The 18,064-nt window shown below is 71.7% G+C and carries 1 protein-coding gene; it reads left to right on the forward strand.

Translation table 11 applies throughout. The features are described 5' to 3' along the window. Positions 1 to 8: 8 nt before the first annotated feature. Positions 9 to 18,059, forward strand: a complete 18,051-nt coding sequence (locus ACIHAO_RS10005) for a non-ribosomal peptide synthase/polyketide synthase (protein WP_396556398.1) — start codon at positions 9 to 11, stop codon at positions 18,057 to 18,059. The last annotated feature ends 5 nt before the right edge of the window (positions 18,060 to 18,064 follow it).

The raw sequence follows: 18,064 nt of genomic DNA on the forward strand, positions 1-18,064 counted from the left end.
GACGTTTCATGACATCCCAGGACATCGCCAGAGCCCACCACCCCGAACCGGCCGCGGAAGCCGGCGCGACCCTCCCCGGCCTGTTCGCGCGTCAGGTGGCGCGTACCCCGGACGCGATCGCCGTGACCGGGGACTTCGCGCCGTTGACCTATCGGGAACTCGACGAGCGGGCCGACCGGCTCGCGCGCCGCCTGGTGCGGCTCGGCGTCCGCGCCGAACACCCGGTCGCCGTGAGCCTGACGCGGTCGCGCGACTTCGTCGTCGCCGAAGTCGCGATCGTCAAGGCAGGCGGGGTCTACGTCCCGCTCGACGCGCGGGCTCCCGAAGCGCGATCGAACCGGGTGCTCGCCGAAGTGGGGGCTTCGGTCCTGCTCACCGACCGGGAGCGTTCGCTTCCCGGCGTCCACGCGCAGCGCCTCGACGACCCCACCCTGGACCACGAACCCGCCGGTTCACCCGGCACGGTGGTGGATCCGGACCAGCTCGCGTACGTGATGTACACCTCCGGTTCGACCGGTGTGCCGAAAGGCGTCGCCGTGACGCACCGGGACGTCACGGCGCTGGCGGCCGACAGCAGGTTCGGCGACGCGCACGAACGGGTGCTGCTGCACTCGCCGCCGGCCTTCGACGCGTCGACCTACGAGCTGTGGGTGCCGCTGCTGAACGGCGGCACCGTCGTCGTCGCGCCGCCGGGCGAACTCGGGGTCGAGGGATTGCGCCGGATGGTGTCCGGACACGGGGTGACGGCGTTGTGGCTGACCGCCGGGCTGTTCCGGGTGGTGGCGCAGGAGGCACCGGACTGCTTCCGCGGCCTGCGGGAGGTCTGGACCGGTGGGGAGGCGGTCCCGGCGGGCCCGGTCCGCCGCGTCCTCGAACGCTGTCCGGGCCTCGTCGTGGTCGACGGGTACGGGCCAACCGAGACGACGACTTTCGCCACCTCGCACCGGCTGCCGTCACGCGGTTCGGTGCCGGAACGCCTGCCCATCGGCACTCCGCTCGACGGGATGCGGGCGTACGTGCTGGACACCGGGCTGAACCCGGTGGCCGACGGCGAGGCGGGGGAGCTGCACCTCGCCGGGTCGGGGCTGGCGCGTGGCTACCAGGCACGTCCGGGGCTGACCGCGGAGAAGTTCGTCGCCGACCCGCTCGGCCCGGACGGCGACCGCATGTACCGCACCGGTGACGTCGTGCGCCGGAACGACCGCGGCGAGCTGGAATTCCTCGGCCGCGTGGACGACCAGGTCAAGATCCGCGGCTTCCGCATCGAACTCGGCGAGATCGAAGACGTGCTGTGCCGGCACGACGACGTCAGCGAGGCCGTGGTCGTGGCCAGGGAAGACCGGCCGGGCGCCAAACGGCTCGTGGCGTATCTCGTCACCCGCGGCGACCGTAGAGAGGAACCGGACGGTCTGCGCGCGTTGCTCACCGAGACGCTGCCCGGCTACATGATCCCCTCGGCGTTCGTCGTCCTGGACGGCCTGAAACTGAACGCCAACGGCAAGGTCGACCGGCGCGCCTTGCCGGCGCCCCCGGCGGAAACGGCGGAGTACGTCGAGCCGCGGACCGTCGCCGAGCGGCGGGTCGCCGCGATCTGGGCCGACGTGCTGGGCGGCGGTCCGGTGGGCGCCACCGACGACTTCTTCGCCAGGGGCGGCGACTCGATCCTCGCCGTGCAGGTGCTTTCCCGGCTGCGCGAGGCGTTCGGGACGGAGCTGACGGCGAAAGCGCTGTTCGACGCCCCCACCGTCGAACGGTTCGCCCGGCTCCTGCCGGAGACTCCGGACCCGCCCCGTGCCGAGCCGATCCCGGTCGCCCCCCACGATCGTCCGGTGCCGATTTCCCCGGCACAGCAGCGACTGTGGTTCCTCGACGAGCTTTCCGGAAACGCCGCGACCGAGAACAACACCGGCGTCGGGCTGCGGCTCTCGGGCCCGCTGGACGTTCACGCCCTCGCCAACGCGCTCGACCTGCTCTGCGCACGCCACGACTCCCTGCGCACCACCTTCGACGTGGTGGACGACGAGGGTGTCCAGCGGATCGCCGACTCCGCCGTCATCCCGCTCCAGATGCGCCGACTGTCCGATGAGGACGATCTGGACGGCGAACTCAGGGCTGAGTTGTCGCGGCCGTTCGACCTCCGGAGCGGCCCGCTGACCCGGGCCACTCTGTTCGCACTGGCGGACCGGGAGCACCTGCTGGTGCTCTGCCAGCACCACATCGTCACCGACGGCGCGTCCATCGGCATCCTCACCGAAGAGTTGATGGACCTCTACGCCGGGAAGACACTGCCGGAACTCCCTGTGCGCTACGCCGACTTCGCCGCCTGGCAACGTTCCCGGCTGACCGGCCCGGCGCTGCGGCCGCATCTGGCGTACTGGCGGCAGCGGCTGGACGGCCTCGAACCGCTGGCCCTGCCGACCGACCGGCCCCGCGCCGCGCAGCGGTCGACCGAGGGTGCGGTTCACCGGCGGCCGCTGCCCGCGGCGCTGGTCGACCGGCTCACCGAACTGGGCCACGAGCACGGCGCGACGCTGTTCATGACGCTGACCGCCGCCGTGCAGATCCTGCTGGCCCGCCAGAGCGGGCAGCAGGACGTCGCGGTCGGCACGGCCGTCACCGGCCGGGACCGCGCCGAACTGGAGAGGCTGACCGGTTTCTTCGTCAACACCCTGGTGTTGCGCTCGCGGGTGGAGGACGACCGGCCGTTCACCGGGTTCCTCGGCGAATTCCGGGGAACCGTGCTGGACGCCTTCGCGCACGCCGACGCGCCGTTCGACCGGGTCGTCGACGCGGTGCGCCCCGAACGCGATCCCTCCCGGACGCCACTCGTGCAGGCCGTCGTCGTCCTGCAGAGCCCGCTGGTGCGGCCGCGCGACGTCGCCGGACTCCGGGTCACCGAGCAGGACCTGCCCCGGCCGTCCGCCCGCTTCGACCTCGTGATCGAGTTCTGGCCGCGCAACGGCACCTTCGAGCTCGTGATCGAGTACAGCACCGGCCTGTTCGACGCCGTCACCGTCGAACGCCTGGCGGCCCGGCTGGAGACCCTGCTGACCGGGATCGCCGCCGATCCCGCCCGGCCGCTCGGTGACCTGCCGCTCACGACGGAGGCGGACCGGCGCTTCCTGCTCCCCGGCGACAGCCCCGTCGCCCCGGTCGACACCGTCCCGGCGGCCTTCGGCCAGCAGGTCACCCGGACACCACACGCGACGGCGGTGACTTGTGGAGACACCTCGCTCACCTACCTCGAACTGCAGGACCGCGCCGATCGGCTCGCCCGCCACTTGAGCGAACTGGGTGTGCGGGCGGAAGACCGCGTCGGGATCCTGATGGACCGCTCGGTGGACCTCGTCGTCGCCGTTCTGGCGGTCCTCAAGGCAGGCGCCGCGTACCTGCCGCTCGACCTGCGCGCGCCCGCCGCGCGGATGCGACGGATTCTCGACGGCTCGGCGTTGCTGCTGACCGACTCCACTTGGGCGGACGTCGCCGCGGACGTGCACTCGCGGCCACTTCAGGTGGTCGTCCCGGCGAAACCCGGTGACCGGCCTGGCATCGAGCTGGATCCCGAAAACCTGGCGTACATCGAGTACACCTCGGGTTCCACGGGCGTGCCGAAGGGGGTCGCGGTGCGTCACGCGGACGTCGTCGCGCTCGCGCGGGACAGCCGGTTCACCGGCAGCGCGCACGAGCGGGTGCTGCTGCACTCGCCGCTGGCGTTCGACGCGTCGACGTACGAGCTGTGGGTGCCGCTGCTCAACGGCGGCGAAGTCGTCGTCGCCCCGCCGGGAGACCTCGACGTCGACCGGCTGCGGCAGCTGATCACCCGGCACGGCGTGACCGCGCTCTGGCTCACCGCGGGCCTGTTCCGGCTTGTCGCCCAAGAGGAACCCGACTGCTTCACCGGTGTCCGCGAAGTCTGGACCGGTGGCGACGTGGTCCCGGCGGAGACGGTCCGTCGCGTGCTCGCGCGCTGTCCCGGGCTGGCCGTGGTCGACGGCTACGGGCCCACCGAGACGACCACGTTCGCGTCCGCCTTCCGGATGACGTCACCGGCGTCCGTGCCGGACGTCGTGCCGATCGGCACCCCGCTCGACGGGATGCGGGCGTTCGTGCTCGACGCCCGGCTACGGCTGGTGCCGCGTGGCGCGGTCGGCGAGCTGTACGTCGCCGGGCCCGGTCTGGCCCGCGGCTACACCGACCGTGCCGGGGCCACCGCCGAACGCTTCCTCGCCAATCCCTTCGGCGATCCGGGAAGCCGGTGCTACCGCACGGGTGACCTGGTGCGCTGGCGTTCCGACGACACGCTGGAGTTCGTCGGCCGGGCCGACGACCAGGTCAAGATCCGGGGCTTCCGGGTGGAGCCGGCGGAGATCGAGGCCGCCCTCACCGAACGGGCGGACGTCGCGCAGGCGGTGGTGCTCGCGCGGACGGACGCCGGGCGCAAGCGGCTCGTGGCCTACGTCGTCCCGGCGCCGGGTACGGCACCGGACGCGACCGCGGTACGCGGCTCGCTGGCGAAGGTGCTGCCGGACTACCTTGTGCCGTCGGCGATCGTGCTGCTCGACGCGCTTCCCCTGAGCCCCAACGGAAAACTCGACCGGCGCGCGCTGCCCGAACCGGCGCTCGACCCGGCGGCCGTCCGCCGCACGGAACCGCGGACGGAACCCGAGCGCGTGCTGGCCCGCATCTGGGCCGAGGTGCTCGGGCTCGACGAGGTCGGGGTCGAGGACAACTTCTTCGACCTGGGCGGTGACTCGATCCTGAGCATCCAGGTCGGCGCCAGGGCACGCCGGGCCGGGTTCGCGCTGAGCACCGGCGACCTCTTCCGGCACCAGACCGTGGCCGCGCTGGCGGCCACGGCCACCGAGACGCGCGGAGCGACCGCGCGGGGCCCGGTGTCCGGTGAGGCGCCGTTGACGCCGATCCAGGAGTGGTTCTTCGCCACCCAGACCCGGCGGCCCGAGCGGTTCGACCAGTCGCTGTCGATGGAACTCGCCGCGGATGTCGACGAGGCCGCGCTGCGCACCGCGCTGTCGGCACTGGTCGAACAGCACGACGCGCTGCGGATGCGCTTCGAACGCGCGAACGGGCGTTGGCGTCAGGTGAATCCACCACCCGGACCGGTGGACGTACTCGACGGACCGTCCGAAGCAGACCTCGGCCGCGGGCCGTTGCTGCGGGCATCGCTGTCCGAAGAGGACGGTCGCAAGACACTTCGACTGGCCGCCCACCACCTCGTGGTCGACGGGGTGTCCTGGCGAGTGCTGCTGGAGGACCTGGACCTGGCCTACCGGCAGGCGGTCCGGGGCGAGGCCGTCGACCTCGGACCGAGGTCGACGTCGTTCCTCGAGTGGGCCCGCCGCCTGGCCGACCGGGCCGAGGCGGGCGGGTTCGCCGGAGAATCGGCCTACTGGCAGGACCTCGACGGCGGCACGTCGGTGCCGGTGGACGGCGCGGGACCGAACACCGCCGGTGCCGCCCGGTCGGTGACCGTGCGGCTGACCGAAGCGGAGACGACCTCGCTGACGCGTGACGTGCCCGCCGTGTACCGCACCCGGATCAACGACGTGCTGCTCACCGCGCTCGGCCGCGTCCTTCGGGACTGGACCGGCCACGACCGGGTCGTGGTGGACCTCGAAGGCCACGGCCGCGAGGATCTGTTCGAGGACACCGACCTGTCACGGACGGTGGGCTGGTTCACCAGCCTGTTCCCGGTGGCGCTGGAAACCGGTGGTGACTGGGGCCGGGCGCTCAAAACGGTCAAGGAGCGGCTGCGGGCGGTGCCCAGTCGCGGCATCGGCTACGGCGTCCTGCGCTACCTCACCGGGACGGCGCCGGAGATCACCCCGGCGGTCAGTTTCAACTACCTCGGCCGGTTCGACCCACCGGTAGCCGACGGCGGCCTGTACGCCGCGCCGGGCCGCGAACTGACCTTGGACGTCGCCCCGGAGGAGATCCGGCCGCATCTGCTCGACGTCGTCGGCCGCATCGACGGCGGCGCGCTGGAGTTCGACTGGTTCTTCGCCGAGGGCGTGCACGACGAGTCCACAGTGGAGGGTCTGGCGAACGCGCTCCTCGACGCGTTGCGGGAGATCGTCCGGCACTGCGCCGAGCCGGGCGCGGGCGGCCGGACACCGTCGGACTTCCCGCTGGCCGCGCTGGACCAGCGGCAGGTGGACGCGCTGGCAGGCGACGGCCGCGCGGTCGAGGACCTCTACCCGCTGACCCCGATGCAGGCGGGGATGGTCTTCCACGCCCTGGCGCCGGGCGGCACCCGGGTCTACTTCGAACAGCTGACCTTCGTCCTGGACGACGTCGCCGATCCGCGGCGGCTCGGTGCGGCCTGGCAGCGGGTGGTGGACCGGACGCCGGTGCTGCGCAGCCGGATCGTCTGGGAGAACGTGCCCGCCCCGCTGCAGCTGGTCGAACGCGACGTCACCCTGCCGATCACCCATCTCGACTGGACCACTCGGTCCACTGTGGACCGCGAGGAGGCGCTGCGGCGGTTGCTGGAGGCCGACGCCGAGGAAGGGCTCGACCTGGCACGGGCGCCACTGACCCGGCTCGTCGTCGTCAGGCTGCCCGGTGACGCCGTACGCGTGGTGTGGACGTTCCATCACGTCCTGCTCGACGGCTGGAGTGTCTTCCAGGTGCTGTCCGACGTCATCGCGCTGGCCAGGGGCGATGAGGAGGCGGTGCCCGAACGACGGCCGTTCCGCGACTACCTCGCCTGGCTGGCCCGCCAGGACGATCGGGCCGCCGAGAAGTACTGGCGAGCCGAACTCGCCGAGCTGGCCGCGGCGACACCGTTGCCGTACGACCGTGTGCCCGCCCGCGGCCACACGACCGGCTCGGCCGACCGGGTGGCCGCCGAGCTGGACGAAGCCGCGTCCGACCGGCTGTACGCGTTCGCGAAACGCCATCGGCTGACGGTGAACGCCGTCGTCCAGGGTGCGTGGGCGCTGTTGCTGTCGCGCTACAGCGGCGAGCGGGATGTCTGTTTCGGCGCGACCGTCTCCGGCAGACCGTCCGAGCTGCCCGGGGTGGACGACATCACCGGCATCTTCATCAACACCCTGCCGGTGCGGATGCGCGTGGACGGCGGTGCCGGACTGGTCGACTGGCTGTGGGAGGCGCAGACCCGGCAGGTCTCCTCACGCCGGTTCGGGCATCTCGCGCTCACCCGGCTGCAGGGCTGGAGCGGTGTCCCGGCGGGGACGAACCTGTTCGACAGCATCGTGGTGTTCGAGAACTACCCGATCGACGAACTCTCCGACGGGCCTCGGGTCCGGGAGCTGGAGGCGGCCGAGCGGACCAACTACCCGCTCAGCGTCGTCGTCTATCCGGGACGCCGGCTTTCACTGGTGCTCGGCTACGACCCGGCCCTGTTCGACGCCGGAACGGCCGAACGGCTCGCCGCCCATCTGGACGTGCTGCTGCGGGGCATGGCGGACGTCGGAGTCTCGGCGATCACGATGCTGACCGAAGCCGAGGAAGACCGCGTGGTCCACGAGTGGAACGCCACCGGCACGACGTTGCCGGACGCCGCGCTGACGCCGTTGTTCGAAGCTCAGGTACGGCGCACTCCGGCAGCCGTCGCGGTGGACGGCGACACCGGGTCCCTGACCTACGCCGAACTCGACGCACGGGCGAACCGGCTGGCTCACCTGCTGCTGCGACACGGCGTCGGTGCCGAGGAGCGGGTCGCGGTGCTGATGGACCGCTCGGCCGACCTGGTCGTGGCGGAGCTGGCGATAATCAAGGCGGGTGGCGCCTATCTGCCGCTGGACCTGCGGGCACCGGCGGACCGGTTGCGCCTGCTGCTGACCGAGGCCGAGGCGAAGATCGTCGTCACCGACACGGCACGGCGACCGCAGGCCAAGGAAGTCCACTGTGGACAGCTGCTGACGGTCGACGACGCCGCCGGCGAACCCGCGACGGCGCCGGGTGTCCCGGCCGATCGCGACCAGCTCGCCTACGTCATCTACACCTCGGGCTCGACCGGCTCGCCCAAGGGGGTCGCCGCACGGCAGCGTGACGTCGTGGCGCTGGCCCGGGACCGGCGGTTCCGGACCGGGGCGCACGAGCGGGTGCTGCTGCATTCACCACATTCGTTCGACGCCTCCACCTACGAAACGTGGGTGCCGCTGATCAACGGCGGCTGTGTGATCGTCGCGCCGGCACGGGAACTGGACGTCGCGACGCTTCGCCGGATGATCGTGGAGCACCGGGTCACCGGGGCGTTCCTGACCACGGGGTTGTTCCGGCTGGTGTCGCAGGAGGATCCGCGTTGCTTCGCGGGGATGCGGCAGGTGTGGACCGGCGGTGACGCCGTGCCCGCAACCGCGTTGCGCCGGGTGCTGGAAGCCTGTCCGGACACCGTGGTCGCGGACGTCTACGGGCCGACCGAGACGACCACTTTCGCGACCGTCCGCCTGATGTCGTCGGTCGGCGAAGTGCCGGACGTGGTGCCGATCGGCGGACCGCTGGACAACACGCGGACCTACGTCCTCGACGCCGGGCTGTCCGTCGTGCCGCCGGGGGTCCCCGGTGAGCTGCACATCGCCGGTGAGGGCGTGGCTCGCGGATACCTGGCGAACCCGGGTCTCACCGCGGACCGGTTCGTCGCCGACCCCTTCGGCACCGGCGAGCGGATGTACCGCACCGGGGACATCGTGCGGTGGACGCCGGAGGGGCAGCTGGAGTTCGTCGGCCGCGTCGACGAGCAGGTCAAGGTCCGCGGCTTCCGGGTCGAGCTGGGCGAGATCGAGGCGGCGCTGGGTGCGCATCCCGCACTGGCGCAGGCCGCGGTAGTCGCGCGGGAGGACGGCGGCGTCAAACGACTGGTGGCCTACGTCGTCGGGGAGAGCGGCGTGCCGGACACCGCCGAACTGCGGGAGTTCCTCGGCCGCACCCTGCCGGACTACATGGTCCCGGCGGTGTTCGTCCCGCTCGAGCGGCTTCCGGTGAACGTCAACGGGAAACTGGACCGGCGGGCGTTGCCCGTACCCGACTTCGACACCCAGCGCGCTACCGCTCACGTGGCACCGCGGCCGGGCCGCGAAACCGTGCTCGCCGACATCTGGGCCGAGGTGCTCGGGGTCGGGCGAGTCGGCGCCGAAGACGACTTCTTCGCGCTCGGCGGAGACTCGATCCTCAGCATCCAGGTGGTGTCCCGCGCCCGGCAGGCCGGACTCGATCTGCTGCCCGGTGACCTGTTCACGCACCGCACCATCGCCGAACTGGCCGTCTCGGCGGGCGACGTCCACGAAACGGCCGACCGGGGCCCGATCAGCGGCGACGTCGTGCTCACCCCGATCCAGCGGTGGTTCTTCGCCACGCAGAACGACGATCCCGGGCACTTCGATCAGCGCGTCGAGATCGAGCTACCGGCTCCGGCCGACCCGGGCGCGGTGCGCACCGCGCTGGCCGCGCTGCTCGAACACCACGACGCGCTGCGCATGCGGTTCGAGCATGGTCAGCGGCAGGTGAATGCCCCGGTCGATCCCGCGGCCGACGTCCTGGACACACCGGTGGATCGCGACCTGGCCACCCGGGCGATGCTGCGCGCCGCGCTGCCCGCGCCCGGCAGGCTCACCCTGTCCGCACACCACCTCGTGGTCGACGGCGTGTCCTGGCGGGTGCTGCTGGAGGACTTCGACAAGGCTTACCGGCAGGCCGTACGCGGAGAAGCCGTCGACCTCGGCCCGCGCGGAACCTCCTTCCAGGAGTGGGCGGAACGGCTGGCGGAGTACACCGCCGCGGGTGGGTTCGACGACGAACTCGGCCATTGGCACGCCACAGCCGCGGAGCCGGCCGTGCCGGTGGACGGCGACGGCCCGAACACCACCGCGGCGATGCGCGAGGTCACCACCCGCCTCGGCGCCGAGGAGACCGCGGCGCTGCTGCGCGCGGTGCCCGACGTGTACCGGACTCAGGTCAACGACGTGCTGCTCACCGCGCTGGGCCGGGTGCTGGCCGACTGGACCGGACGGGACCGGGTGCTGGTGGATCTGGAGGGACACGGCCGGGAGGAGCTGTTCGACGGCGTCGACCTGTCGCGGACCGTCGGCTGGTTCACCACGCTGTTCCCGGTCGCGCTCGACGTCCCGGACGACTGGGGCACGGCGCTGAAGTCGGTCAAGGAGCAGCTGCGAGCGGTGCCCCGGCGCGGTATCGGTTACGGCGCTTTGCGTTACCTCGCCGGGACGGCGCCGGAGATCACGCCTCAGGTGAGCTTCAACTACCTCGGCCGTTTCGACGCGGATTCCGGCCGTCTCGAATCGGACGACTCCCCGCGCTCGGTCCGGGCACATCTGCTGGGCGTCGTCGGCCGCGTCGAAGGCGACGAACTGGAATTCTCCTGGTACTACGCGGAGGGCGTGCACCGGGAGGAGACGGTCGCCCGGCTGGCCGGGGCGCTGGTCACCGCGTTGCGCTCGATCATCGCGCACTGCGCCGAGCCCGGTACCTGGGGCCGCACGCCGTCGGACTTCCCGCTCGCCCGGCTCGACCAGGCGACGGTGGACCGGCTCGCCGCCCTCGACGTCGAGGACATCCACCCGCTGACGCCGATGCAGTCGGGCATGGTGTTCCACTCCCTGTCACAGGGTGAGGAGCGGGTCTACTTCCAGCAGGTGGCGTTCGTCCTCGACGGTGTCACCGATCCGGACATCCTCGCGAGGGCCTGGCAGCGTGTGGTCGACCGGACGCCGGTACTGCGCACGCGCATCGTCTGGGAGGGCGTCGACGAGCCCGTGCAGGTGGTCGGGCGTGACGTAACCGTGCCGATCACCCACCTTGACTGGCGCGCACTGTCCGAAGTGGAGCGTGAGACCGCCTGGCGCGCCGTCCTCGACCGCGACCGGGCCCAAGGGATGGACTTGACGGTCGTGCCGTTGCTGCGGCTCACGCTGGCGCGGTTGTCCGGTACCGAAGTCCGCGTGCTGTGGACGTTCCACCACGTGCTGCTCGACGGCTGGAGTGTGTTCGGGATCCTGTCCGACGTCTTCGCCTGCCATGGCGCGTTCACCGACGGGGAAGCCGAGGACCTGCCCCGCCGCCGTCCGTTCCGCGATTACGTCGAGTGGCTCGCGAACCAGGACGACCGGCTCGCCGAAACGCATTGGCGGACCGTGCTCGGCGACCTCACCGCACCCGCGCGGTTGCCGTTCGACCGGCCGCCAGCCCAGGCGCACACCACCCGCTCGTCGGACTGGCTGACCGTCGAACTCGGCGCGGACGAGACCACACGACTGCGTGAGACCGCGCAGAGTGCCGGGCTCACGCTGAACACGCTCCTGCAGGGCGCGTGGGCGCTGCTGCTCGCCCGGTACACCGGTGACCGCGACATCTGCTTCGGCACCACGGTTTCCGGGCGGCCGGTGGACCTGCCGGGAGCGGACGACATCGCCGGCATCTTCATCAACACCCTGCCGGTCCGGGTCACCGTGGCGGGTGCGGTCAGCGCGGTGGCGTGGCTGCGCGACCTCCAGGCGGGCCAGGTCGAATCCCGCCGATACGGACATCTGCCGCTGACCCGGCTGCAGGGCTGGAGCGGGGTGCCCGCCGGCGCGAACCTGTTCGAAAGCCTGGTGGTGTTCGAGAACTACCCGATCAACGAGGAAGCGGCCACCGCGCACGGCTTGCGGCTGCGGGCGCTGGACGCGGTCGAGACGACCAGCTATCCGCTCAGCGTGGTCGCCTCGCCGGGCGAGCGGTTGTCCATCGACCTCGGCTACGACCCGGATCTGTTCGAGGCGGCTTCGGCGCGGCGGATCGCCCGGCAGCTGACCGGCGTCCTGCGGAGTCTCGGCGAGGACCTCGGCCGGCCGCTGGCCGAGATCGACCTGCTCACCGACGCCGAACGGCGGCAGGTGCTCGTCGAGTGGAACGACACGACGAGCGCGGTTCCCGAGCGCACGCTGGGCGAATTGTTCGCCGAGCAGGTGCGGCGGACGCCGGACGCGCCGGCGTTGACCGCCGACGGCGTCGAGCTGAGCTATGCCGAGCTGGACGCTCGCGCGGACCGGCTGGCGCAGCGGCTGGACATCGGGGTCGAGGAGCTGGTCGGCGTGCTCATGGAGCGCGCGCCCGAGCTGGTGATCGCCGAACTGGCCATCGTGAAGGCGGGCGGGGCGTACCTGCCACTGGACACCCGCGCGCCCGAAGCACGGCTGAAGAGCCTGCTCTCCGGGGTTTCCGCGCTGGTCACCGACCGGGAGTGGGAGCCGGTGGCCCGGTCACTCCACGCCGGGCCGGTCCTGCTCGCCGAGGACACCGAGAACGCCGAGCCGTCCACGCCGCGCCGCCTTCCGACGCCTCATCGGGACAACCTGGCGTACGTCATCTACACCTCGGGCTCCACGGGAACACCCAAGGGAGTCTCGGCGCGCCACCGCGACGTCGTGGCGCTGGCCTGGGACCGGCGGTTCCGGACCGGAGCGCACGAGCGGGTGCTGCTGCATTCACCGCATTCCTTCGACGCCTCCACCTACGAGCTGTGGGTGCCGTTGCTGGCGGGCGGTTGTGTCGTGGTGGCGCCGCCCGGTGACCTCGACGTCGACACGCTCGCCCGAGTCATCACCGAACATCGGGTCACCGGGGCGTTCCTGACGACCGGGTTGTTCCGGCTGGTGGCGCAAGAGGCTCCGGGCAGCTTCGCCGGGATGCGCGAAGTGTGGACCGGCGGCGACGCCGTCCCCGCCACCGCGTTGCGCCGGGTGCTGGAAGCCTGTCCCGGCACGGTGGTCGCCGACGTCTACGGCCCCACCGAGACCACGACCTTCGCGACCGTGCGCCTGATGTCGTCGGTCGGCGAGGTGCCCGATGTGGTGCCGATCGGCGGGCCCTTGGACAACACACGGGCCTACGTCCTCGACAGCACGCTTCGGCCGGTGCCGCCCGGAGTGCCCGGCGAACTGCATCTGGCAGGAGAGGGCTTGGCCCGCGGCTACCTGGGCAGTGCCGGGCTGACCGCGGACCGGTTCGTCGCCGACCCCTTCCGGGCGGGCGAGCGCATGTACCGGACCGGGGACGTCGTGCGGTGGACTGCGGAAGGGCAGCTGGAGTTCACCGGCCGGGTCGACGAGCAGGTCAAGATCCGCGGCTTCCGCGTCGAACCCAGTGAGATCGAAGCGGCGCTCGCGGCCCATCCCGGCCTGGTCCAGGCCGCTGTGCTCGCCCGTGAAGATCAGGGAGTCAAGCGGCTGGTGGCCTACGTCGTCGCCGAGACGGACGTACCGGACGCTGCCGAGCTGAAGGAGTTCCTGGCGCGTGACCTGCCGGACTACATGATCCCGGCCGCGTTCGTCCCACTCGGGGAGCTTCCGTTGAACGTCAACGGGAAACTCGACCGGGCGGCACTGCCGGCACCGGACTTCAGCCTGCCGGTGACCGCGTGGGCGGCCCCCGGCACGGACGCCGAACGTGCGCTCGCCGAGATCTGGGCCGAAGTGCTCGGCGTCGAGGAAGTGGGTGTGGAAGCCGACTTCTTCGAGCTGGGCGGCGATTCGATCCTCAGCATCCAGGTGGTGTCGCGAGCCCGGCGGGCCGGACTGCGGCTGCTGCCGAAAGACCTGTTCCGGTATCCGACGATCAGGGCGCTCGCCGCGAGCGCGCAAGGCCCGGCGCCCACCCTCGCCGACCAGGGTCCGGTCACCGGTGACGTCCCGCTCACCCCGATCCAGCACTGGTTCTTCGCGACCCAGCCCGAGCAGTTCGACCAGTCCGTTCTGGTCGAACTCGCCGAGGACGTCGACGAAGCCGCGCTGCGCGCCGCGCTGACCACCGTTTTGGAGCACCACGACGCCTTGCGGATGCGGTTCGAGCGCACCGAGGACGGCTGGCACCAGTACAACGCGCCACCGGAGCCGGTGGACGTGCTGCACACCGGCGAAGTGTCCACAAAGGACTTCGACCTGCGGAACGGCCCGCTGTTCTCGGCCGTCCTGTCTCGTCCGCGCGAAGGCGGGCCGCTGCTTTCCCTGACCGCGCACCACCTGGTTGTCGACGGCGTGTCGTGGCGGATCCTCCTGGAGGATCTCGAAACCGCGTACCGCGGCGGCGGCCTCGGCCCGAAGACGACGTCGTTCCGTTCGTGGGCGCGACGGCTCGCCGAGCACACCGAGGCGGGCGGCTTCGACGACGAACTGGCGTACTGGCTGGCCGTCCCGCGGCCGGCCGCGCTGCCCGCCGACCACGACGGCGAGAACACGATCGGTTCGGCCCGCTCGGTCACCGTCCGGCTCGATCCGGACGAGACCAAGGCGTTGCTGCGTGATGTACCCGAGGTCTACCGCACCCAGGTCAACGACGTGCTGCTCACCGCGCTCGGCCGGGTGCTGGCCGACTGGACCGGGCAGCGGGAGGTCGTGGTCGACCTGGAAGGTCACGGCCGCGAGGACCTGTTCGACGACGTCGACCTGTCACGTACGGCAGGCTGGTTCACGAGCATGTTCCCGGTCGCCCTGGAGGCCCCCGCGGAGTGGGGCACCGCGCTCAAGGCGGTCAAGGAACGGCTCCGGGCGGTGCCCCGGCGTGGCATCGGCTACGGCGCCCTGCGCCACGTCGCCGGAACCGTGCCGGAGCTTGAGGCACCGGTCAGCTTCAACTACCTCGGCCGGTTCGACTGGGATCTCGGCGGCCTCTACCACGCCATGCGCGGGGGACTGGACGCTGACCTGGACGCGGCCGCGACGCGGACGCACGCTTTCGACGTCGTGGCCAGGGTGGAGCAGGACGCGCTCGAAGTGTCCTGGTCGTACTCGGCGAACCTGCACGACGAGTCCACTGTAGACGCACTGGCGGCCGGACTGCTCGCCGCGCTGCGAGGCATCATCGAGCACTGCGCCGGACCCGGCGCGGGCGGCCGGACGCCGTCGGACTTCCCGCTCACCACACTCGGCCAGTCCCAGGTGGACCGGCTGGTGGGCGAGGGCCGCGACGTCGAGGACGTCTACCCGCTGACCCCCATGCAAGGCGGGATGGTCTTCCACGGGCTGTCGCAGAGCGAGCAGGGCCTGTACTTCGAGCAGGCGACGTTCGTCCTCGACGGCGTCACCGACCTCGACGTGCTCGCCCGCGCGTGGCAGGAGGTGCTCGACCGCACCCCGGTGCTGCGAACAGCCTTCGTGTGGGACGGCCTGACGGAACCGGTCCAGGTCGTGCACCGCGACGTCATACTGCCGATCCGGCGGCTCGACTGGACGGACCTGTCCGAAGCCGAACGTGCGAAACGGCTGCGGCGTCTGCTGGAAGAGGACCGTGAGGAAGGCCTCGACCTCACCCGCGCCCCTCTGATGCGCGTCGCGCTCGCCCGGCTCTCGGACACCGAAGCACAGGTGCTGTGGACCTTCCACCACGTCCTGCTGGACGGCTGGAGCGTGTTCGGCGTGCTCGCGGACCTGTGCGCGGCCCACGCCGGAGGCTCACTGCCGTCCCGGCGGCCTTTCCGGGACTACCTGGAATGGCTGGGCGGACGCGACGACGCCGAGGCCGAACGGTTCTGGCGGCGCACCCTGGACGGCGTGGCGGAGCCGACACCACTGCCCTGCGACCGGGCGCCTGCGGAGACCCACACGACCTGTTCGGCGACCTGGCTGCCGTATTCGCTGGACGAAGCGGACACCGCCCGGCTCGACGGCTTCGTCAAGCGGCACGGGCTCACGCTCAACGTCATGGTCCAGGGCGCCTGGGCACTGCTGCTGTCGGTCTACAGCGGGCGCCGGGACGTCGTGTTCGGCGCCACCGTGTCCGGCAGGCCCGCCGAACTGTCCGAAGTGGACGGAATGCTGGGCATCTTCATCAACACCCTGCCGGTGCGCGCCGACGTCGACCGTTCGGCCGGGGTGGCCCGATGGCTGAAGGAACTGCAGAACGCCCAGGCGGAGGCGCGCGGATTCGACTTCGTGCCGCTGAGCAGGCTGCAAACCTGGACCGGGCTGCCCGGTGGCGTGAACCTGTTCGACAGCCTCGTGGTGTTCGAGAACTATCCGATCAAGGATGACGCGGCCGCTGAGCACGGCTTGCGCGTCCGTGACCTGACGGCCTTGGAGACGACGAACTTCCCGATCACCGTGGTCTCGTCGCCGGGACCGCGGCTGGCGGTGGAACTCGGCTACGACCCGGAACTGTTCGACCGGGCGACCATCGAAGACATCGCTGGGCGTCTTCTCCTGCTGCTGCGCGAACTCGCCACCGACGGCGACCGCCCGCTGGGCCGGGTGCCGCTGCTCGACGCGGGCGAGGAACGGCTCGTGCTGCGCGACTGGAACGCCACCGGCGACGAGCCGGCGGCACGCTCGCTGCCGGCGGTGTTCGCCGGACAGATCCGCGACCGTCCGGACGCGCCCGCGGTCGTGTCCGGCGGCGAAGTCCTGAGCTACGCGGAGCTGAACCGGCGCGCGAACCGGCTGGCGCACCGCCTGCTCGCGCTCGGGCTCCGGCCGGAGGACCGGGTCGGTCTCGCGGCCGAGCGGACGAGCGCGTTCGTGGTCGCCGAACTCGCCATCGCCAAGGCGGGTGGCGTCTACGTGCCCCTGGACACCCGTGCTCCGGACGAGCGCCTGCGGCTGCTCCTGACCGGCGTCGAGTACGCCGTCACCGACGAGACCTGGCTGGACACCCTTTCGCGTGTCCACGAGGGACACGTGGTGGTCGAGCCGGACACAGGTCCGGACCACGACCCGGAGGTGGCGGTCGATCCCGAGCAGGCGGCGTACCTGATGTACACCTCCGGCTCCACCGGGACACCGAAGGGGGTCGCCGTCCGGCACCGTGACGTCGCCGCACTGGCGGCGGACCGGCGGTTCGCCGGTGGTGCGCACGAGCGGGTGCTCCTGCACTCGCCACCCGCCTTCGACGCCACCACCTACGAGCTGTGGGTACCGCTGCTCAACGGCGGCACGGTCGTCGTGGCACCGCCCGCCGAACTCGACGCCCACGCCGTGCGGCGAGCGATCGCCGAGGACGGCGTGACCGGCCTCTGGCTCACCGCGGGACTGTTCCGGGTGCTCGCCCAGGAGGCGCCGGACTGCTTCACCGGCCTGCGTGAGGTCTGGACCGGTGGCGACGTCGTCCCGGCCGCCGCCGTCCGGCAGGTACTGGGCGCCTGCCCTGGCCTGCGGGTGGTGGACGGCTACGGCCCGACCGAGACGACCACCTTCGCCACGTCGTTCCCGATGTCCACCGTGGACGAAGTGCCGGACGTGGTGCCGATCGGCCGTCCGCTGGACGGGATGCGCGTTCAGGTGCTCGGTCCCGACCTGACGCCGGTTCCGCCGGGGGTCCCGGGGGAGTTGTGCATCAGTGGCGCCGGACTCGCCCGCGGCTACTTCGCCCGGCCCGGTCTGACGGCGGATCGTTTCCTCGCCGCTCCGTACGGGCCGCCGGGTACGCGGATGTACCGCACCGGCGACCTCGCCGCCTGGACCGCCGACGGCCGGGTCCGGTTCCTCGGCAGGCTCGACGAGCAGGCCAAGCTCCGCGGCTTCCGGATCGAACCGGGCGAGGTCGAAGCGGCGCTGGCCGCCCACCCCGCCATCGGACAGGCCGCGGTCATCGTCCGCGAGGATCGGCCAGGAGCCAAACTGCTCGTCGCCTACCTGGTGGGCGGCGACCTGCCCGCGGAAGAACTGAAGGCCTTCCTCGGCCGGACGCTGCCGGACTATCTGATCCCGTCGGCTTTCGTCCAGCTCGACGCACTTCCCCTGAGCCGCAACGGAAAGCTCGACCGTCGTGCGCTGCCCGCGCCGGATCCGGCCGAGACGCGACCGGCGTACGCCGCCCCGGAGACCGACACCGAACGTGTCGTGGCCGGAATCTGGGCCGAGGTGCTCGGCCTGGAACGGGTCGGCGTGGGGGACAACTTCTTCGACCTCGGCGGGGATTCGATCCGGAGCCTGCACATCGCCTCCCGGGCGAGCGCGGTGTTCGACATCCGGCTCACCCCGCGTGACGTACTGACCGCCCGCACCGTGGCCGTACTGGCCGAGACGGTCGAGGAGAAGATCCTGCGGGATCTCGAGCTCCTCGCCTCCGGTGACACCACCACCGAACTGTGAGGACC

Origin of the sequence: Amycolatopsis sp. NPDC052450 (assembly GCF_044547565.1) — a bacterium.
In the GTDB taxonomy this organism is placed as follows: Bacteria; Actinomycetota; Actinomycetes; order Mycobacteriales; family Pseudonocardiaceae; genus Amycolatopsis.